Here is a 19,368-nt window from a genome sequence, read left to right on the forward strand (position 1 = left end):
TGTACACTTGTACGCATGATGTCTGAGGCGGATGGCCGCTCCATGCGTGACCGGATGCTCGCCGGCGACCTGTACCTCGCCGACGACCCCGAGCTGGCCGAGCTCATGCTGGGCGCAGCGGAGCTGATGGAGGCGTTCAACGCGTCGTCGGCCCGCGATCCGATCGAACGCCGCCGGCTCCTCACCGAGCTGCTGGGCGCGATCGGGGAGGACACCGAGATCCGGCCGCCGCTGCGGGTGGACTACGGCCGCCATCTTCGGATCGGTGCCCGTTCCTTCGCCAACTACGGCCTGGTCGCCCTCGACGTCGCGCCGATCACCGTCGGCGACGACGTGCAGATCGGCACCAACGTGCAACTGCTGACGCCGACCCATCCGGTCGATCCCGAGCTGCGCCGGGCCAAGTGGGAGGCGGCCGAGCCGATCACCGTCGGCGACAACGTCTGGCTGGGCAGCGGGGCAATCGTCCTGGGCGGGGTCACGATCGGGGACAACACCGTGGTCGGCGCGGGCGGCGTGGTCACCCGCGATCTGCCGGCCAACGTAGTGGCGGTGGGCAACCCCGCCCGGGTGGTCCGCACGATCGGGCCGGGCATCGAGCCGGGCATCGAGCCGGCATGAGCAGCCCTGGGTCACCCGCACCGCGGCGGCCGCGCCGGCACGACCCGGGACGGCGGGACCGGCTGATCGACGCCGCGCTGGCCGTGATCGTCGAGCGTGGCGTGGCCGCCACGACGCACCGGGAGATCGCCCGCGTCGCCGACGTGCCACTGGGCTCGATGACCTACCACTTCAGCTCGCTGGAGGAGGTGCTGGCCGAGGCGTTCACCCGGCACGCCGAGGCGGTGGCCCGGGTCTTCGACGAACGGCTCGCCGCCGCGCCCGACCGGAAAGCGGCGATCGAGGCCGTCATCACGCTGGTGGCCGACGACCTGCTCGGCTCGCAGGACGATCTCGTCCTGTCCGTCGAGCTGTACGTGGCGGCCGCGCGCAACCCGGCCCTGCGGGCCGTCACCCAGGCCTGGATGGCACGCAGCCGCCAGGCGCTGGAGCGTCACTTCGACGCCACCACCGCCCGGGAGCTGGACGCGCTCATCGAAGGTCTCGTGCTGCACAGCGCCCTGTCGACCGACCCGATGACGCCCGAGCAGATCCGCCACGCCATCCACCGCTTGCTTCGCTGAAACTCCTTCCTGCCCCTCGCACGCAGCTCTGTCACCGTGATCGGAAAGCCGATGTCCGCTGTCGCCATGCCTCCCACTGGGCCTCCCACTGTGCCTTCCAACGGGCCTCCCACTGGGCCCACCCGCCGGGCCCGCGCCGCCGTCGCGGCCCTGTTCCTCACCAACGGCGCCGTGTTCTTCAACGTCGTCCCGCGCTACCCGCAGATCAAGGCCGACCTCGGCGTGAGCAACGCTGTCTTCGGCGCCGCCGTGGCCGGCTACTCGATCGGCGCGCTGCTGGCAGGGCTGCTGGCAGGCCTGTTCATCCGCCGCTTCGGCTCTGCCCGCGTGGCGGCGTTCGGGATCGTCGTCACCACTGTCGCCACGCTGGCCATCCCGTTCACGCCGAGCTGGATCGCCCTCGGCGGTGCGCTGTTCGTCGTGGGCGCGCTCGACGCCGTCGTCGACGTCGCGCAGAACGCCCACGGCCTGCGCGTGCAACGGCTCTACCGGCGCTCCATCCTCAACTCGCTGCACGGCTTGTGGAGCATCGGCGCCGTGCTGGGCGGCCTGATGGGCTCGGCCGCCGCCGGGCTCCACCTGCCCCTGGCCGTCCATCTCGGCATCTCCGCGACGTTGTTCAGCATCGTCGCCATCGTCGCCTACCGGTTTCTGCTGCCGGGCCCGGAAGACGCCGAACGCGCCGCCGAAGCACAGAACCTCGCCGACGGTCATCCCGCTGCTCCGCCCACCCGGCCGGGCCGGCGCTGGTTCACCGGCGCTGCCGTGCGGATGCTCGCCGCACTCGGCGTGCTGGCCGCATGTGGCGCGCTGGTCGAGGACGCCGGCGCGTCCTGGGGCGCCCTCTACCTCACCGGGCTGCACGCCGACGCCGCCACCGCCGGCTTGGCCGTCGTCGCCTTCCAGACCGCCATGACCATCGGCCGCCTGTCCGGCGACCGCGTCGTGAACCGTTTCGGACAACGTACGGTGGCCCGCGCCGGAGGCGTGCTGGCCGCCGCCGGCATGGGCGCCGCCCTGGCCCTGCCGTCCGTCCCGGCCGCGCTGGCCGGCTTCGCCCTGGCCGGGCTCGGCTTCGCCACCCTCGTCCCGGCGGCCATGCACACCGCCGACGAACTGCCCGGCCTGCCCTCCGGCACCGGCCTGACCATCGTCAGCTGGCTGCTGCGCGGCGGCTTCCTGTTGTCCCCGCTCCTGGTCGGGTTCATCGCCGACCTCGCCAGCCTGCGCGCCGGCCTGCTGTCGGCCGTGCTGGCCGGCGGCGTCACCATCGTGCTCGCCCGCGTCCTGGTCAGCCGTACCCCGGCCTGACCGATGCCTCGAACGCGAGCGGCACGGCGGCGCTGTCCGGCTCCGGTAAGGCGCCCACTCCTCGCGGGCGGACAGCGAAGAACCTTCTCCCGCCTCTCCCAACGTATAGCGCAGCGGGGGGCTTGCGGCAAGACCCGGGTCGTACCGCAGAATCGTCCGCCGAGACCGCAACCTGCGGAAGGGGGCACGACGGCGTGTGTGGGGGACGTGGTGGCGTCGAGCCGGTGATGGCACTGGCGGCGCGGTCGCGACGGAGCATGGCTACCTCGGAGGTGTCCCGATGATCGAGCGGTACGTACTGGGTCTGCGAGAGGTCGACGAGACGCGGGTCGCGGTAGTGGGCGGCAAGGGCGCGAACCTGGGCGGGCTGTCGCGGATCGAAGGTGTCCAGGTGCCGGCCGGCTTCTGCGTGACGACGGACGCCTTCCGGCGGATCCTGGCGGCTGCGCCGTCGATCGGCGATCGGCTCGATCAGCTGTCGCGTCTGAACCCGGACGACCGGGAGGCGATCCGCACGCTCAGCGCGGAGATCCGCCGGACCATCGAAGAGATCGCCGTCCCGGGCGATCTCGCGGCGGCGATCACCCGCGCTCTCGCCCAGCTCGGCGAGCAGGGTGCCTACGCCGTCCGATCGAGCGCGACGGCGGAGGACCTGCCGACGGCCTCCTTCGCGGGCCAGCAGGACACGTACCTGAACGTCGTGGGGCCGGCGGCGATCCTCCGCCACGTCAGCCGGTGCTGGGCCTCGCTGTTCACCGAGCGGGCCGTGACCTACCGCCTGCGCAACGGCTTCGACCACCGGAAGGTCCACATGGCCGTGGTCGTGCAGCGGATGGTCCTCCCACAGGCGGCCGGCGTCCTGTTCACGGCCGACCCCGTCACGGGCAACCGGAAGGTCGCCACCGTGGACGCCGGCTTCGGCCTCGGCGAGGCCCTGGTCTCCGGTCTGGTGAACCCGGACGTGTTCCGGGTGCGAGACGGCGAGATCGTCGCCAAGGCGGTCGCCGCCAAGAAGCGTGCCATCCACCCGCTGCCGGGTGGCGGCACGCGGGAAGTGACGATCGACCCGCGGCGCCAGGAGCAGCCGGCGTTGACGGACGCGCAGGCCGTGCGGCTCGTGCGGCTCGGGCGGCGGATCGAAGCGCACTTCGGCCGCCCGCAGGACATCGAATGGTGCCTGGTCGATGATGACTTCCAGATCGTTCAGAGCCGGCCGATCACCACGCTGTTCCCCATCCCCGCGACCGGCGACCAGGACGATCACGTCTACGTCTCCGTCGGTCATCAGCAGATGATGACCGACCCCATGAAGCCCCTGGGGCTCTCCTTCTGGCAGCTGACGGCCATGGTGGCGATGCACGAGGCCGGCGGGAGGCTGTTCGTCGATGTCACCCGGAACCTGGCGTCGCCCGCGAGCCGCGCCGGCCTCCTGGAGATGGCGGGGAGGTCCGATCCGCTGATCAGGGACGCGCTGGAGACCGTCCTCGACCGCGACGGCTTCGTCCCGTCGCTCCCGGACGGAGGTCCCGGCGGCTCACCGGCCGGCGGCGCGCCCGCCCCGATCGAGACGGATCCGGCCATCGTCACCGGGCTGATCGAGCGCAGCGAGGCGTCCGTCGCCGCCCTGCGGCGCGAGATCCGGACGAAGACCGGACCGGCGCTGTTCGACTTCCTGCTGGAGGCCTTCGAGGAGCAGAAGCGAGTCCTCAAGGATCCGCTGAACCTCCAGGCGATCATGGCGGGGATGGAGGCCACCTGGTGGCTCAACGACAAGCTGCAGGAGTGGCTGGGCGAGAAGAACGCGGCCGACACGCTCACGCTGTCCGCCCCGGACAACGTCACGTCGGAGATGGGGCTGGCGCTGCTCGACGTCGCGGACGTGATCCGGCCGCATCCGGAGGTGGTGGCGTTCCTGCGGAACGTCGAGGACGAGGGCTTCCTGGAGGAGTTGCCGAAGCTCGCGGGCGGGACCGAAGCGCGCGACGCCATCAACGCCTACCTGGACCGGTACGGCATGCGCTGCGTCGGCGAGATCGACATCACGAGGCCGCGGTGGAGCGAGCGCCCCAGCACGCTCGTGCCCGTGATCCTCGACAACGTGAAGCTCTTCGAGCCGGGCGCCGCCGAACGGCGCTTCGAGCAAGGTCGGCAGGCGGCGGCGGAGAAGGAACGGGACGTGCTGTCACGCCTGCGGGCCCTGCCGGACGGGGAGCGGAAAGCCGACGAGGCCAAGCGGATGATCGACCGGGTCCGGACCTTCATCGGCTACCGGGAGTATCCGAAGTACGCCATCATCAGCCGCTACTTCGTCTACAAGCAGGCCGTGCTGGAGGAGGCCGAGCGCCTCGTGCGGGCCGGCGTGCTGCCCGAGGAGGAGGACGTCTTCTACCTCACGTTCCAGGAGCTCCACGACGTCGTGCGCTCGCACCGAGTGGATGACCGGCTCATCCAGCAGCGCAAGGCCGCGTTCCGGTCCTACCACGCGCTCACGCCGCCCCGGGTGCTCACCTCCGACGGCGAGGCCGTCGCCGGCGCGTACCGGCGCGACGACGTGCCGGCCGGTGCCCTGGTCGGTTTGCCGGTTTCCGCCGGGACCGTCGAAGGGCGGGCCCGCGTCATCACGGACATGGCCCAGGCCGATCTCGAGGCGGGGGACATCCTGGTCACGGCCTACACCGATCCCAGCTGGTCGCCCCTGTTCGTCGCGATCACCGGCCTGGTGACGGAGGTGGGCGGCCTGATGACCCATGGCGCGGTGATCGCGCGGGAGTGCGGCTTGCCGGCCGTCGTGGGTGTGGAGAAGGCCACCCGGCTGATCCGGGACGGGCAGCGGATCCGCGTGCACGGAACCGACGGGTACGTCGAGATCCTGCCCTGACTCACCACACCGTGAAGACCCATCCGCAGCTTCCGGCGGTTCTCCCTACGCTGTCGCCCGGCCTGCCGCGCGGGCTTCGGCGGCCGGACGTTGGGCGGCGATCTCGTCCGCGAAGTCCTTCGCCAGGCCGGTGAGGTGCTCCAGGACGTCCGGATGGCCGTCCTTCAGGTCGTACGTCTCAGCAGGGTCGATCTCCAGGTTGAACAGCTGAGGCAACTCCATGCCGTGTGCCCGGTTCGGGTCGCGCGGGAAGCGGTCGAGGTGGAGTTTCCACGGGCCCGATCGGACGGCGTTGAGCGTCCACCAGTGGAAGAAGAACAACGGCCGCGGTCCCGGGATCGATCGGCCGGCGAGGACCTCAGAGACGTCCACGCCGTCGATCGGCCGGTCCCGGGGCACCGTGCCGCCGGCCAGGGCGGCCAACGTCGGCAGCAAATCGAACAGGCACACCGGCTCGTCGGACGCCGCGCCGGCAGGGATCCGCCCCGGCCATCGGGCGACGAAGGGGACGCGGATCCCGCCCTCGTACGTGTGCAACTTGGTGCCGCGGAGCCCGCCGGTGCTGCCCTCGAACCACGGCCCGTTGTCGCTGGTCACCATGACCAGGGTGTCGTCGGCCAAGCCCAGGTCGTCGAGCCTGCCGAGCAGCCGTCCGATGTGGTGGTCCAAGCTCTCGACGACGTCGCCGTACCTGCCGCCGGCCGACCGGCCGCGGAACTGCTCCTCTACGTGGAGCGGAATGTGCGGCATGGTGTGCGCGAGATAGACGAAGAACGGCTGGTCGACGTGCCGCTCGATGAAGTCGATGGCCTGATCGGTGTATGCACCGGTGAGCGTGGCCTGGTCGACGTCGGTGGTAGAGATCTCCTCCCCCTCGAACAGCTCGACCGGATGCATGTCGTTGCTGTAGAGAAGCCCGGCGTACTCGTCGAAACCGTGCCGGGTCGGGTAGTGCTCCGGCCGGCAGCCGAGATGCCACTTGCCGAACATCGCCGTCCGGTATCCGGCGTCCCTGAGCATCTCCGGCAGGGTGTGCTCCCAGGACGACAGGCCGGTGCCGTCACGGGGGGACAGCACCCGTGGCAGCCCGACCCGTTGTGGATACCGTCCGGTCAACAGCGCCGCGCGCGACGGGGTGCATATCGCCGAGGCCGCGTACATGTGGCGCAGGGTGATCCCGTCGGCGGCGATGGAGTCGATGCGCGGCGTGCGCAGGATCGTGTTCCCCGTGCACCCGAGGTCTCCGTAGCCGAGATCGTCCATGACCACCAGGACGATGTTCGGCTGGATGCGTGTCGGCGACTGGTCACTCATCGCTCCCCCGGTTCCTCGTGAGGTGTGCGGGTCGTAGCGTGATCGAGATCCAGCCAGACCGCGCCGAAGGGAGCGAGCAGGCCGTCGAAGTCGGCGCCGTCGCTGGCCAGCAGCACCTGACCGTGGAGTGGGATCGGCGCCGGGACCGGTCCGAAGTTGACGAGGCAGCCGAAGCCGGGTGAACGGGTGAACAGCAGCACGTCGTCACGCGGCGCGTCGTGCCAGGTCACAGCGTTCGTGCCGCCCAATGCCGGATGCGTGCGTCGCAGGTGGAGGGCCTGACGGTACAGCTCCAGGAACGAGGTGTCGTCGCCGTCCTGGGCCTCTACCGCGTGACTCCCCCATCCTGCGGGCTGAGGGAGCCACGCGCCGTCGTCGCCGAACCCGTACGAGCCGCCGTCGGTGGTCCAGGGCAGCGGCACCCGGGTGCCGTCACGCCCCCACCGCCGGCCCCCGGACCGGATCCAGATCGGGTCCTGCCGAGCGGCCGGGGGAATCTGGGCGTCCGCCAGCCCGAGCTCGTCGCCCTGGTAGATGTACGGGCTGCCGGGGAGCGCGAGCGTCAGCAGTGCCGCCGCACGAGCCCGGCGCCGGCCGAGCCGCTCGTCGACCGGACCCAGCTCCGGCCCGGACACGCCCGGGATACGCCGGGTGTCGGCCCGGCCGTATCGCGTGACGACCCGTTCGACGTCGTGGTTGGACAGGGACCAGGTGGTGGGTGCGCCCACCGAGGCCGTGGCCGCGATCGAGGAGTCGATGGCCGTGCGCATGCTCGCAGCGGACCACGCGGACTTCAGATAGAACAGGTTCAACGTGGTGTTCAGCTCGTCGGGCCGGACGTAGCGCGACAACCGGTCCGCGTCGTCGACCCACGCTTCGGCGACGAACATGCGTGGCGGGTCGTAGGAGTCGGCCAGCTTGCGCCAGCTGCGGTAGATCTCGTGGACCTCGTCGCGGTCGCGGTGCGGGTGGTTCGGGCGGGTGAGGTCCGCCAGGAACGCGCCGTCCGGATACCCCAGGTCCGGCAGCCCGGGCGCCTTCATGAGGGCGGTGGCCACGTCGATCCGGAACCCGTCGACGCCGAGGTCGAACCAGAATCGCAGGATGTCCTCGAACTCCGCGCGCACTTCCTGGTTGTCCCAATTGAGATCCGGCTGGGAGGCGTCGAACAGGTGGAGGTACCACTCGCCCTCGTCCTGGACGCGGGTCCACGCGGACCCGCCGAACACGCTCAGCCAGTCGTTGGGTGGACTGTCCCCTCCGTCGCGCCCGGTGCGGAAGTGATACCAGGACCGCGCAGGTGATCCAGGCGATGCACGCAGCGCCTCGACGAACGACGGGTGCGCCGAGGACGTGTGGTTCGGGACGATGTCGAGGATGACCCGGAGGCCCGCGGCGTGGCACTCACGGATCAGCTCCCGCGCCTCGCTCAAGGTCCCGTAGCGGGGGTGGATGGCGCGATAGTCCGCAACGTCGTATCCGGCGTCGTGCAGCGGCGAGCGATACCACGGGGTGATCCAGATGGCGTCGATCCCGAGCGCCGACAGGTAGCCGACCCGGCTGCGCAGCCCGGCGATGTCGCCGATTCCGTCGGCGTTACCGTCGGCGAAGGACTGGATATAGACCTGATAGATCACCGCGTCCCGCCACCACGGGGTCGCGGTCATGTCATCACCCATGTTCGAAGAATCTCTCTCGTGTCGTCACCGGGGGGCGCGGAAAGTGCCGGTGCCTCCCGCGCCCTCATCAAGCTTCCTGGCGAGGTCGGCGCTACCCGATGGCGTTGCCGAGGGGCAGGCGGCGCCACGACCTACCGTCCGACATCGCCATGCAGGGCGCGCCGTCGTGACCGTCGTCGACGTGGATCAACGCACCCGGCGCCTCGGCGGCCGTGGGCAAGGTCGCGACCGTGTACGGGTGCAGCCGGGTGGCGTGGGCGAACACGGTCCGGATACGTGCGTCCTCGCTGCCGATGTCGCGCGCGTTGTCCACAGGCGGAATGAGCCCGGCGGCGCCGGCCTGGAAGGAGACGATCTGGTTGGTGGAGTTGGTCGAGCACAGCAGGTTGGTGGCCGCCGAGCCGGACGCGTTCACCGCCACCACCTCGACACCACCCTTGACTCCAGGTCCCGAGCCTGCCGGCAGCGCGCCCTCGACGAGGTAGCCGCCGTAGCTGTCGTCCGCGGCGATGCCGTCCACGGCGGTGCTGAGGACGCGCATGGCGGCGGCCTTCGGGGCGACCAGCTGGAGCCTGGTGAACCGGCCCGGTTCGAACTCGACGAACGAGTCGGCATCGATCGACCCGGCGGCGACCAGTCCCTCCTGCTCGAACACGTTGCCGACCACGTTGGACTGGCTCAGCTTGCCGGTGACTCGGACCGGCAGCCCGGCCGGTCTCGGATTGGCCGAGATGACGTTGCCGAGGATCGCGAACCGGGTGGCGTCGGCGTTCACGAGCACCGCGGCGTGGGTCGACGAGTTGCTCAGGTTCCAGTGATCGAAGGAGTTGTCCGTGATGCTGACCTTGTCGGCGGACTGGTCGAATCGGATGGCGGAGCCACCGATCCAGTTGAACGAGTTCGCCGAGATCGTGACGTTCTTCGCGGACACCCCGCTGGTGAAGTGGATCGCGTATCGGGGCGGGTCCCACGCCCCCGGCGTCGTGTCGAACCCGCCGATCACGTTGCCGGTGACGGTGAGATTGTGACCACCGGCGTCGATCTGGATGATCGCGTTCCCGGTGCCGTTCTCGATCACGTTGCCGGAGATGGTGGAGTTCGTGAGGCTGCCCTTGAAGAGCCGGCGGCCGATGTCGAGCAGGTTGTTGCTGATCACCGCGCCGCGGAAGTCGCCATCCGGAGCACCGTTGAACACGATCGCGTCGAAGTTCGAGTGGAAATGGTTGTCGGTGATCAGCCACTTGCGCAGGCCGTAGGGCAGGACATGCACGCCGCTGCCCTGGACCCCCTCCGTGGGCCACGAAATGGCGATTCCTGTGGTGCAGACGGCGACCTTGTTCTTCGTGAAGAGGAATCCGCGGCCGACGCTCTCGATCGCACGCTGGAAGCGAAGGAATGAACACTCGACGATGGTGACGTCGGTGTCGTCGGTGTTCGCCGTGCGGGCGACGTGGAGCGCCACGTTGTTGGCGGTCTTCTGCGGCGCGTCGAAGGCGACGCCGTGGATCCCACCGAGTGACGCCTCCCACCGGATGCCCACACCGTCGTGGTGGAAGATGATCTTCGACGGCTCCTCGCCGAACATCCCGTAGCCGCGCAGCACGAACCGGTTGAGGTGCTCGCCCGGCGACTCGTATTCGTGATCACCCACCGCGATCGTCGAGGTGACCTTGTACTGCCCAGGCGGTAACACGACGATCTTGTTCAGCTGCGAACGGGCCGCATTGATCGCTGCCTGGATGGCGGCGGTGTCATCGGCCTCACCATCACCGACGGCGCCGAACTGCTGCGGCGTGAGGACCGGGGAACCGTCGGCATCGACCAGGCTCGGCGGTGCCGATTCGGCGCGGGCGGCCTCGCTCATCGCGAGCCCGCCGACGCCGACGACGCCTGCGGCGGCGGAACGGATCATCATGCGACGGTTGATTCGGTCGGTCATCTGCGTTTCTCCCTACGGTGGCGGAGATGGGGGGTGGGCCGTGGTGGTCGGTCTCAGCGGCTCACGTCGAGATCGACGGCGGCGGCGAGGAGCTCTCTGGTGTATTCGTGCTGGGGCGCGGCGAACAGCGACTGCGCATCGGCACTCTCGACCAGCTCACCCCTACGCATGACCGCGACGCGGTCAGCCACCTGACGCACGACGCCGAGGTCATGGGTGATGAACAGCATCGACAGCGAGAGCGCCTCACGCACGCTCACCAGCAACTGCAGAACCTGAGCCTGTACGGAGACGTCGAGCGCCGAGACCGCCTCGTCGCAGATGAGCAGCCGTGGGCCGAGCGCCAACGCGCGGGCGATGCTCACCCGCTGGCACTGACCACCGGACAGCGCCGTCGGTCGCTTGCCCGCGACGTCGGGATCGAGCCCGACCTGGCCCAGCAGGTGGACGATGGCGTCCCTGCGGCGCCGCGGATCAGTGCGCGCACCCGCCGGGGCCGCTTCCGGGTGCGCATGCCAGGCCTCGCCGATCGACGCCTCCACCGACATGCGCGGGTTCAGCGAGGAGCGCGGATCCTGGAAGATCATCGCGATGTCCCGTCCCTGGGCGCGGTGACGCCGGTCCAGGAGCGAGACTCCGTCGTATTCGATGGTGCCCGATGCCGGGGCGACGAGCCCCACGATCGCCCGGGCGATCGTCGACTTGCCGGATCCCGACTCGCCCACCAGCGCAACCGTCTCCTGTGGTGCGACATCGAGACTGACGGAACGCACCGCCGTGGTCGGCGATCGTCGGCCCAGGCCGCCGGCGCGAGGACCGGGATACGTCACCGTGAGATCCGCGATCCGCAGTCCTGTGGCGCTGGTCATCGCAACTCCTCCGCGAAATGGCAGGCGCTGGCTCGTCCCGGCGCGATCTCCCGCAGTTCGGGCACCTCGGTTCGGCATCGGTCGACGGCCCGCGGACAGCGCGGGTTGAACGGGCAGCCGGGCGGGCGGTCGAACGGATTCGCCGGGCTGCCCGGCAGGGGATCGGCGATCGCCGCCTGCGTCCGCACCGATGGCACGCTACGCACGAGCGCGTCGGTGTACGGGTGCAGGGGACGCGAGAGAACCGTCTTCGCCGGTCCGTGCTCGCAGACGCGGCCGGCGTACATCACGACCAGGTCGTCGGCCACGTGCGACATCACCCGCAGGTCGTGGCTCACCAGAAGCATGGCGAGGTCGTCCTCGTCGCGGAGCCGGGCCAGCAGACCCAGGATCCGCGCCTGCACGGTCACGTCCAACGCGGTCGTCGGCTCGTCGGCCAGGATGAAGCGCGGCCCGCCCGCCAGCGCCAACGCGATCATCGCCCGTTGCCGCATCCCGCCGGAGAACTCGTGTGGATAAGCGCGCACCCGGTCCGCAGCGTCGGGAATGCCGACGTGGTCGAGCAGGTCAGCGGCCCGCTCCCGCGCCTGGCGCCGGGACAGCCCGCGGGAGCGCAGGATCTCACCGACCTGGTCACCGATCGTCATCGTCGGGTTGAGAGCCGTCGACGGATCCTGGAACACCACCGAGATCTCCGAGCCCCGGACCAGCCGGACCCGCGCCGGGGTGGCCAGCAGCAGGTCCTCGTCGTCCAGGAGCACCTGCCCGCCGATCTCGGCGGTGTCCGGGGTCAGGCCGACCAGCGCCATGGCCGTGAGCGACTTGCCGCTCCCCGACTCGCCGATCAGTCCGGTCGTCCGGCCCTGGACGACATCGAACGAGACCCGATCGACCACGGTCGCCATGCCGCGAGGGCCGGGCAGCCGGATCGACAGCTCGTGCACCCGGAGGGCACCAGAGGATGTCTCGGGTGCGCGGTCGGACATCATGGCCGTAGCGCTCGTAGGCTTGGGTCGGTCATTCATCAACCGAGACCGTGTCGAATCGTGGCAGACCTTCACCGTCGGGTACGAAACCTTGGACTCCGGCCCTGGTGGCGAATACGTTCTTGACGAACATGGGATACATTCCCACCGCCTGGTTCCAGATCAGCTCGGTCGCCTCGGCGTAAGCCGCCTGCCGCTTGGCGGGGTCGGTGGACGTCCCGGCCCGCTTCAGCGTGTCGTCCAGCTCCGGATTGCAGTAGCCGGTCCGCTTCGCGGCGCAGGTATAGAGCCGGCCGAGGTTGTACGACGCGTCCAGCCCGAGCGTTCCGACCTGCTGGATATTGATGTCCCAATTCAGCGCCAGGAGGTCTTCGGTGTAGACGGCCTGCTCCTTCTCCAGCACTTCCACCTTGACGCCGATCGCGGCGAGATCGGATGCGACCGAATTGACCCACTGCCGGAACTGCGCTTGGGAGAAGTGGAAGCGCAACGTCTTGCCGAAGTCGAAGCCGGCGTCGACAAGCGCCTTTTTCGCCGCGGCCGGGTCGTGAACCACCGGCTTCTGCGGCGCATAGCCGAACACCGTGCGGCCGATGACCGAGTCGGCGAGCTCACCGGTTTCCGGGAACAGCGCCTTGATCTTCTTGTCGAAGTCCACTGCCTGCCACAGCGCCCGTCGCACTTCGGCCTTCTCCAACGCGGGCGTCGAGGCGTTCATCCACATGGTGATGACACCGGAACCCGCCGCGGAAACGACCTTGATCTCGGGGTTGCCCTTCAGCTGTGCCACCTGGTCGTCGGAGATGCCCCAGATGACGTCGAGCTCACCGGTCTGCAAGGCGGTGACCCTCGCGGCGACCTCGGGAATGGACCGGATGGTGAGCTTGTCGACCTTCGGCTTCTCTCCCCAGTACTTCTCGTTGGGGACCATGACCAGGTTTCCACCAGGGGTGAACGACTCCACCTGGAACGGACCGGACGTCACCGGCTTGGCCAAGTAGCTGCCTTCGGTGGCGCCGGCCGGGGTGATCATCACTCCGGTCAGCTTGGCCGGAAGAGCGGGGTCGGGATCAGCCGGTGTGAACGTCACCGTGTCGTCGGTCGCCTTGACGCCCACACCCTTGAAGTTCGCCGAGAACGGACTGTCGGAAGCCACCGTGCGCTCGAACGACGCGGCCACGTCCCGGCCGGTGATCGGCGAGCCGTCGGAGAAGGTGATCCCGTCACGCAACGTGAAGGTGAACTCCGTCGCGGCGTCGTTGATCTCCCAGCGCTCCGCGGCTCTACCGTCGAACTTGCCCGGGCCGACCGTTTCCAGCAGCGGGCTGTACAGCTGTAAGGATGCGACGCGAGTGCCGCCGTCAATGGCCAGGGGTCCGTTCGGATCGATGGACTCGGTGGGGAACGGACTGGCGACAGCGACTTCCCCTCGGCCCGCGTCGTCACCGCTACCGGTCGAATCTCCATCGGCGCCGCACGCTGCGACCGCAAGCAGGCTCAGGAGGGCGGTTGCCGCGATTGCGGCGTGCCGTGGGAATTTCATTGCCTTACTCCTTGCTGGGCTGGGTCCATCAGCCATGGGGGGGTGGACCGGAACTGCGCTCGTCTCGTCATTGCTGTCGGCTGAAGTAGCGGGTGAGGCGATCTCCGGTGAAGCCCACGCAGATCACGAGCACCGCGAGGGCGATGCCAGGAATGGCAGAGATCCACCACGCACTGGCGAGATATTCCTTGCCGGAGGCGATGGTCTGCCCCCAGGAGACCGACGCCGAGGGCAGGCCGAGCCCGAGGAAGCTCAGGGAGGCCTCAGCCAGAATGGCGGCGGCGAACTCGGTGGTGGCCAGCGCCAGTGTCGGTCCGGCGATGAACGGCAGGATGTGCCGTGCGATGATGCGTCCCCGGCGGACTCCCATGACCGTCGCTGACTTGACCCAGTCGCGTTCCCGCAGCGTCATGGCCATGGAACGCGACAGGCGGGCGAAGCTGATCCAGTTGGTGACACTGAGCGCGATGACCACGATCGCGAGGCTTCGGTCGAACACCCCGGCGATGACGATGGCCAGCAAGATGCCGGGGAACGCGAGCAGCACATCGATGACGCGCGACGCCACGAGATCGGTCTTGCCCCGCAGATATCCAGCGACGGTGCCGACCGTGATTCCGACCAGGCCACTGAACAGCACGACGAGCGTGCCGATGACCAGGGACGTCCGGGCGCCATAGACGACTTGGCCGAAGAGATCCCGGCCGAGCGCGTCGGTTCCGAACACGGCGGTGCTGCCGTCGCTCACCACCGAACCGGGGGGCAGGAGGCGATCATCGAGCTCGCCGCCCACCGGCGAGTAGTCGATGAACAGCGGCCCGAGCACTCCCGCCACGACGTACAGGCCGAAAATCACGACCGGCACGGCTACGACGACTCGACGCATCCTGGTCCGCCCGGTCCGCATCGAATCCGACGCCGTCGTCGGCGTCACCGGGTTCGGTGCCAGGCCCATCGTCGTCATGAGGTGACCCCCGCCCGGATGCGTGGGTCCAGCCGGGAATTGACGACGTCGGCGAGCAGGTTCATCGTCACCACGACGATCGCGAGCAGCACGGTCGCGCCTTGCACGATGGCGTAGTCGCGATTGCCGACCGCATCGACCAGGAGCGATCCGACCCCTTCCCACGCGAAGACCTGCTCGACGATGACGGCGCCGCCCAGCAAGGTGCCGATGTGCAGCGACACGATCGTCACGACCGGGATCATCGAATTGCGCACGGCATGTCGGGCCAGCACGGCGCGCTCGGACAACCCCTTCGACCGCGCGGTCAGGATGTAGGGCTCGGCCGTGACCTCGGCGACGCTGCTGCGCGTGATCCGGGCGACCAGGGCGGTGAACGGGATCGAGAGGGTGATCGCCGGAAGCACCAGGTGCCGCAGGTCACCGGAGCCCGCACTGGGCAAGAGCCGCAAGGTCAACGCCACCAGGAGGATGAGCATGATGCCCGACCAGAACGACGGAATCGCTTGCATCACGAGAGCGATGCCCGAGATGGCGCGGTCGACAGGTCGTCCCGGCGAACGGCCGGCGACCACGCCCGCGACCAGACCGATCGTCAACGCCAGAACCGTCGCGGTGACCGCGAGCAGAACGGTTGCCGGAAATCGCTCGAGTATGACCGTCATCGCAGACTCACGGAACCGGTACGACTCACCGAAATCACCGGTTACCGCCGAGCGAAGATAGTCCAGGTACTGCGCGAAGATCGGCTGATTGAGTCCGAGCTCCTCGCGCAACGCGGCCACATCGGCGGCCGTCGCATCTGGTCCTAGCTGCACGGTGGCCTGATCCCCGGGCGCGAGCCGAAGGATCACGAAAGTGAGGCTGACCGCACCCCACACGGTGAACACCATGAGGCCGAGTCGACGTACGAGTTGGGCGAGCATCAGCCCTCCCCTCCTCTCGATCGCAGCGAGGACGAAGCGTCCCGGCTACGGGTTATCCCTTCAGGGCGAGGTGGACGAGCACGGTCGCCGGCTGTTCGGGCGTCGCACCGGAAATGGCCAAGCGGAGCCACCCGCCGAAATTCACCAGGTCGATCGAGGCGATCTCCTCCTGCGCGGACATCACGCAGGAGCGGCCCCGATCAATCCAATGCAGCCCGTCCGGGGAGATCTGCGCCTGAATGGACAGCTCTGGGTGCCGGCCTTCGACCTGAATGAAGAAGACCGCTTCGCCGGCCCAGCCGGCCTCGTACGGGTGGGTGGTGTGCACGGCGCTGATCTCGAGCCGGCGTTCGATCACCGAGGTGGCAAATGTGAGCACAGAGCGGACCCTTCTCGAATAATATCGTCAGTGGTTCTGGTGATCTCATTCCGTGGAATACACAACAGAATCGAGGAAGAGGTTCACGCTTCGGTTCGTGTCGGTTTCGACGAAGAAGATGGGGTTGATCAGATTGGTGATGCTCTTGTAGGGATCAGACAGGGTCGGCGTCAGGCCGCGCAGGTCGAAGGTTCGGTCCATGCTCTGCATTTCCACGTACTCGCGCCGCTGGTAGTCGACCAGGAGCCGGAGATACAGCCAGTTGATCTTGTCTGGGCTCTCGTTGTAGAGCAGATCCTGCTCACCGTCAGGCATCCATTGGAAAGCATCGGCGGAGCCGTCGGGAAAGCGGCGCCCGTACCAGAGATTGTCGATTCCCGGTCGCTGCCAGCCGTCCTCACGCCCATAACACCAGTCCTTCTTCGTCACCCCGTCAGCGACTTTCCAGTACTGCCATTTCTTGGTCAGTTCGCCGTTGACCGAGTTGACGTAGCGAAGGCCGGGCATCCAGCGGTACTGGGAATCCTGCAAGTCGAAGTAGAAGCCGAACGCACGCATGTCCTCTTCGCCGAAGCCCAGCCGGTCCTGCTGCGGGGTGTAGGCATACCACGTCTCCATCTGGATGTACCGCATGGCGGGGTCGAAGTTGGAGAGCCGTTTGAGCGCGACGCCCATGCTTCCGTTCGCCGGCTTCTCCTCGTAGCGGTTGGCGACCGGTTTGGTGTTCAGCTTGAGCGAGTATGTGCCTTCCATCGATCCGTGGGTGGCGGCGAATCGCATCGGCGCCGCGCTGATCATGCTCGGCGCCCAGCTCGCCAGGTCCACTTCGGACGGATGGTGCCGGTAGTCGTCGTTGACGAAGTTCGGAGTCAGATCCATCCAGCCGTTGAAGCCACGATCGAAGTCGTCGTAGGTGACGATGTTGCGCAACGGCTTGAACTTCTCGAGGCCGCGTTCATAGGCAATGACCTTGTGCATCGTTCCTCCGTGGTGACGAATGCCCGCTTCGCGGGTGCGTTCGGGCCGGTATGAGAAGGGGTCGCCGGTCGATCAGCATCGATTGCGGTGGAGCATCTCGCCGCTCCCTCCGGTGCAGGTTCGCCGCGAGCCGGCGGCTGGTTCGACCTGCCGTTCAACGGTCATGGCGGCCACCTGTGGGCGGTTCCGCCACCGAGTCGCCGGGGATCTGGGTGCAGTCCAGGTACAGCTGCCGGGCACTTCTGGTGTCGTCGTCCAGCAGTTCGAGGAGCAGCCGGACGGCTTCGCGACCCATCTCCTCGCGGCGGATGCTGAACCGTGTCCAGTCGCGTCTGGTCGCCTCGACGAGTGGCGGGTCACCGAGCACGACCACCGAGAGGTCGTGCGGGATGCCGACTCCGGCTTCGGCGGCCCCGCGCTCTACGGCGACGATCGCGCGGTCGTCGGCGCTGGGCTCGATCACCACCGCTGTGATCCCCGCGGCCAGCCATTCCGAGAGCTGCAGACCCGAGACGTAAGCCGTCTCGTCCATCGTGTGGACGAGGACCTGGTCGTCCGAGATCCCGGCCTCCACGAGTCCCTGCCGGAACCCGGCCTCCCGATCCCTGGTCCATTCCTTGTCATCGGCCAACTTCAGGTACGCCAGTCGCCGATGTCCACACCGGATCAGCGAGCGCACCGCATCGCGCGTCGCACCGACATAATCGGCCGCGACGTAGGACAGCTCCTCGCCCGGCACCTCACGCCGCCCGATGAAGACGAACGGAAAGTCCTCACGGAGGAGCCCGGCCATGTCGTCGTGATGGAGGCGACGACCGAGGAGAACGCAGCCGTCGGCCACCTTGAGCCGGTTGACCCCGCCGGCGTATATGCGTCGATCACCGCCTGAGGTGGCCGAGCTGAAAAGCAGGAGGTCGTAGCCGTACTCGGCGGTCGCCTCTTCCACGCCGAGCAGGAACGGGAAGTAGAAGTCACGCTGGTCCACCGGGAAGACCGGCTCGAAGGTGTACACGCCGAGCATCCGGTTACGCCCGCCCTTGAGATTGCGCGCCGCGGCGTTGACCGCGTAGCCAAGCTCGGCGGCCGTTCGGAGCACCGCCTGCCGCGTGTCTTCAGCGACCTGGTCGCTCGCCGCGCCACCACTGATGACCAGGGAAACCGTCGCCTGGGACACGCCGAGGCGACGGGCTATGTCAACCTGCGTGGGGCGCCGCCGTTGCGCTGCCATATCCGTCCTTAATACGTATCAGGTCGAGTGGCGCTTACGTTACGTACAGATGACGCGCGCCGTCAAGAGTCCGTCGTCGGGTCGCCGGGGGCGACGTCGCGGAGCCGGTCGCCGTCGCAGCCGAAAGGACGGGACACCGTCAGCTCGCCATCGGGCGCGCTCTCGTCGCGCTGCGGTGGCGGTTGCGGAACCCTTCCGGTTATGGCTTTTCGATGACCGTCAGGCGGATGAATCGCGCCATTTCCCGGGTGGTCCGGTCGAAATACGTGCCATTCTCCGCGCCGGGCCGATTCGAGGTCCCGATTCGCGGATTGAAGAACCCGTGCCGCTGGCCGGGGTACAGGATGATCTCGGCGTGCCCGCCGTGCGACGTCACTTTCCTGGCGAAGTCGACCGAGTTCTCATGGTGCACCGCGGTATCCGCCATGCCATGCATGATCAGCATGGGGGGCGTCTTCTCGCCGACGTGATGCATCGGCGAGTAGAGCCGGGCTTGATCGGCATTGTCGAAGTGTCGTCTGCCGAATCCGGCCGGGAAGTCACCGGAGGTGTCCGTGACCGGATTCAGCAGGACGAGAGCCGCCGGCCGATGGGCCGGGTCGGTGTTCGGCAGGTCGAGCACCGCCGTCGCCAGTGCCAGGTGTCCCCCGGCCGAGCCGCCGATCGCCACGATGCGCGCCGGGTCGCACCCGATGTCGTGGCCCATCTCGACGACGGCGTTCATGGCGGCCACCGCGTCCTCGGCGGCCACCACGGGCCCCTCCGTGCGGTACTCGACCAGGACGGCGAGCACGCCCAGCGCGTTGAGGCGAGCGGCCTGCGGCAGGAACATCCGCCAGCTCCCCGCCACCCACCCACCACCGTGGTAGAAGACGGCCGTCGGCGCCGGCGAGCCGATCGACTCGCGCGGTGGCGACACATGGAGGAACAGCGTCCTGCCGCCGGCGACCGCCTTGTAAGGGATCTCGCGCACGATGTCGAATTATGCCCGGTGCTGGTTATCGCAGACGAACGCCTCCCGGACGGAACAACGGATCCCGCTGAAGACACCATGGTCAGTCAGGGCGAGAGCCAGGTTCCGCCGGGAGGCGTTCAGCTACATCCGCACTGTCAGGTCAGGATGCGGGTCGAGCCGCTCCAGCCGTGCCCGACCTCGCGCGGCTGACTCCCCGTGAACGGCTGACCATCGT

The 19,368-nt window shown here is 68.5% G+C and carries 16 protein-coding genes; 4 read left to right on the plus strand and 12 right to left on the minus strand.

Features of this window, described 5'->3' with window-relative positions; genetic code table 11:
- Window positions 1-15: 15 nt before the first annotated feature.
- From ACIBQX_RS14135 to rph, 4 genes are all read left to right on the plus strand, one after another.
- Window positions 16-621 (plus strand): sugar O-acetyltransferase, encoded by a 606-nt coding sequence (locus ACIBQX_RS14135; protein WP_397004233.1) that lies wholly within the window; start codon window positions 16-18, stop codon window positions 619-621.
- Window positions 618-1,184, plus strand: a complete 567-nt coding sequence (locus tag ACIBQX_RS14140; RefSeq protein WP_397004235.1) for a TetR/AcrR family transcriptional regulator — start codon at window positions 618-620, stop codon at window positions 1,182-1,184. Before ACIBQX_RS14135 ends, ACIBQX_RS14140 begins: the two co-directional genes overlap by 4 nt.
- A gap of 90 nt (window positions 1,185-1,274) precedes the next feature.
- A complete protein-coding gene (locus ACIBQX_RS14145; RefSeq protein WP_397004237.1) occupies window positions 1,275-2,495 on the plus strand; it encodes an MFS transporter in 1,221 nt (406 codons plus the stop codon).
- 280 nt (window positions 2,496-2,775) lie between these two features.
- Window positions 2,776-5,373, plus strand: a complete 2,598-nt coding sequence (gene rph, locus ACIBQX_RS14150) for a rifamycin-inactivating phosphotransferase (RefSeq protein WP_397004239.1) — start codon at window positions 2,776-2,778, stop codon at window positions 5,371-5,373.
- A 45-nt stretch (window positions 5,374-5,418) separates the two neighbouring features.
- On the opposite strand, the gene ACIBQX_RS14155 is transcribed toward rph, so the two are convergent.
- The 12 genes from ACIBQX_RS14155 to ACIBQX_RS14210 all read right to left on the minus strand — a co-directional run bounded on the left by ACIBQX_RS14155 (window position 5,419) and on the right by ACIBQX_RS14210 (window position 19,151).
- The gene (locus ACIBQX_RS14155) at window positions 5,419-6,687 is read right to left on the minus strand and encodes a sulfatase (RefSeq protein WP_397004241.1); all 1,269 of its coding nucleotides are present in this window, start codon (window positions 6,685-6,687) and stop codon (window positions 5,419-5,421) included.
- A complete protein-coding gene (locus ACIBQX_RS14160) occupies window positions 6,684-8,354 on the minus strand; it encodes a glycoside hydrolase family 13 protein (RefSeq protein WP_397004243.1) in 1,671 nt (556 codons plus the stop codon). The genes ACIBQX_RS14155 and ACIBQX_RS14160 overlap by 4 nt, the downstream gene beginning before the upstream one ends.
- A gap of 103 nt (window positions 8,355-8,457) precedes the next feature.
- Window positions 8,458-10,305, minus strand: coding sequence for a glycosyl hydrolase family 28-related protein (locus ACIBQX_RS14165; RefSeq protein WP_397004245.1), 1,848 nt, complete (start codon window positions 10,303-10,305; stop codon window positions 8,458-8,460).
- 53 nt (window positions 10,306-10,358) lie between these two features.
- The gene (locus ACIBQX_RS14170) at window positions 10,359-11,174 is read right to left on the minus strand and encodes an ABC transporter ATP-binding protein (protein WP_397004247.1); all 816 of its coding nucleotides are present in this window, start codon (window positions 11,172-11,174) and stop codon (window positions 10,359-10,361) included.
- A complete protein-coding gene (locus tag ACIBQX_RS14175) occupies window positions 11,171-12,118 on the minus strand; it encodes an ABC transporter ATP-binding protein (protein ID WP_397004249.1) in 948 nt (315 codons plus the stop codon). Before ACIBQX_RS14175 ends, ACIBQX_RS14170 begins: the two co-directional genes overlap by 4 nt.
- Window positions 12,119-12,191: 73 nt before the next feature.
- Window positions 12,192-13,703, minus strand: a complete 1,512-nt coding sequence (locus tag ACIBQX_RS14180) for an ABC transporter substrate-binding protein (RefSeq protein WP_397004251.1) — start codon at window positions 13,701-13,703, stop codon at window positions 12,192-12,194.
- Window positions 13,704-13,770: 67 nt separating this feature from the next.
- Window positions 13,771-14,667: an ABC transporter permease gene (locus ACIBQX_RS14185; RefSeq protein WP_397004253.1), complete on the minus strand. Its 897-nt coding sequence runs from the start codon at window positions 14,665-14,667 to the stop codon at window positions 13,771-13,773.
- Window positions 14,664-15,593, minus strand: coding sequence for an ABC transporter permease (locus ACIBQX_RS14190; protein WP_397004255.1), 930 nt, complete (start codon window positions 15,591-15,593; stop codon window positions 14,664-14,666). Before ACIBQX_RS14190 ends, ACIBQX_RS14185 begins: the two co-directional genes overlap by 4 nt.
- A gap of 52 nt (window positions 15,594-15,645) precedes the next feature.
- A complete protein-coding gene (locus tag ACIBQX_RS14195; RefSeq protein WP_397004257.1) occupies window positions 15,646-15,972 on the minus strand; it encodes a DUF6385 domain-containing protein in 327 nt (108 codons plus the stop codon).
- A gap of 45 nt (window positions 15,973-16,017) precedes the next feature.
- Window positions 16,018-16,950, minus strand: coding sequence for a DUF6772 family protein (locus ACIBQX_RS14200; RefSeq protein ID WP_397004259.1), 933 nt, complete (start codon window positions 16,948-16,950; stop codon window positions 16,018-16,020).
- Window positions 16,951-17,104: 154 nt separating this feature from the next.
- Window positions 17,105-18,178 (minus strand): LacI family DNA-binding transcriptional regulator, encoded by a 1,074-nt coding sequence (locus tag ACIBQX_RS14205; protein ID WP_397004261.1) that lies wholly within the window; start codon window positions 18,176-18,178, stop codon window positions 17,105-17,107.
- Window positions 18,179-18,377: 199 nt separating this feature from the next.
- Window positions 18,378-19,151, minus strand: a complete 774-nt coding sequence (locus ACIBQX_RS14210; RefSeq protein ID WP_397004263.1) for an alpha/beta hydrolase — start codon at window positions 19,149-19,151, stop codon at window positions 18,378-18,380.
- Window positions 19,152-19,368: the final 217 nt, after the last annotated feature.

The sequence above is a fragment of the Nonomuraea sp. NPDC049714 genome (genome assembly GCF_044465295.1).
Classification (GTDB): domain Bacteria; phylum Actinomycetota; class Actinomycetes; order Streptosporangiales; family Streptosporangiaceae; genus Nonomuraea.

Excerpts from the sequence above, each read along its gene's own strand:
- ACIBQX_RS14200 (WP_397004259.1), bottom strand. The coding sequence starts at position 16,950 with ATGCACAAGGTCATTGCCTATGAACGCGGCCTCGAGAAGTTCAAGCCG.
- ACIBQX_RS14160 (WP_397004243.1), bottom strand. The coding sequence starts at position 8,354 with ATGACCGCGACCCCGTGGTGGCGGGACGCGGTGATCTATCAGGTCTAT.
- ACIBQX_RS14205 (WP_397004261.1), bottom strand. The coding sequence starts at position 18,178 with ATGGCAGCGCAACGGCGGCGCCCCACGCAGGTTGACATAGCCCGTCGC.
- ACIBQX_RS14155 (WP_397004241.1), bottom strand. The coding sequence starts at position 6,687 with ATGAGTGACCAGTCGCCGACACGCATCCAGCCGAACATCGTCCTGGTG.
- ACIBQX_RS14135 (WP_397004233.1), top strand. The coding sequence starts at position 16 with ATGATGTCTGAGGCGGATGGCCGCTCCATGCGTGACCGGATGCTCGCC.
- ACIBQX_RS14190 (WP_397004255.1), bottom strand. The coding sequence starts at position 15,593 with ATGCTCGCCCAACTCGTACGTCGACTCGGCCTCATGGTGTTCACCGTG.
- ACIBQX_RS14185 (WP_397004253.1), bottom strand. The coding sequence starts at position 14,667 with ATGACGACGATGGGCCTGGCACCGAACCCGGTGACGCCGACGACGGCG.
- ACIBQX_RS14170 (WP_397004247.1), bottom strand. The coding sequence starts at position 11,174 with ATGACCAGCGCCACAGGACTGCGGATCGCGGATCTCACGGTGACGTAT.
- ACIBQX_RS14140 (WP_397004235.1), top strand. The coding sequence starts at position 618 with ATGAGCAGCCCTGGGTCACCCGCACCGCGGCGGCCGCGCCGGCACGAC.
- ACIBQX_RS14165 (WP_397004245.1), bottom strand. The coding sequence starts at position 10,305 with ATGACCGACCGAATCAACCGTCGCATGATGATCCGTTCCGCCGCCGCA.
- rph (WP_397004239.1), top strand. The coding sequence starts at position 2,776 with ATGATCGAGCGGTACGTACTGGGTCTGCGAGAGGTCGACGAGACGCGG.
- ACIBQX_RS14180 (WP_397004251.1), bottom strand. The coding sequence starts at position 13,703 with ATGAAATTCCCACGGCACGCCGCAATCGCGGCAACCGCCCTCCTGAGC.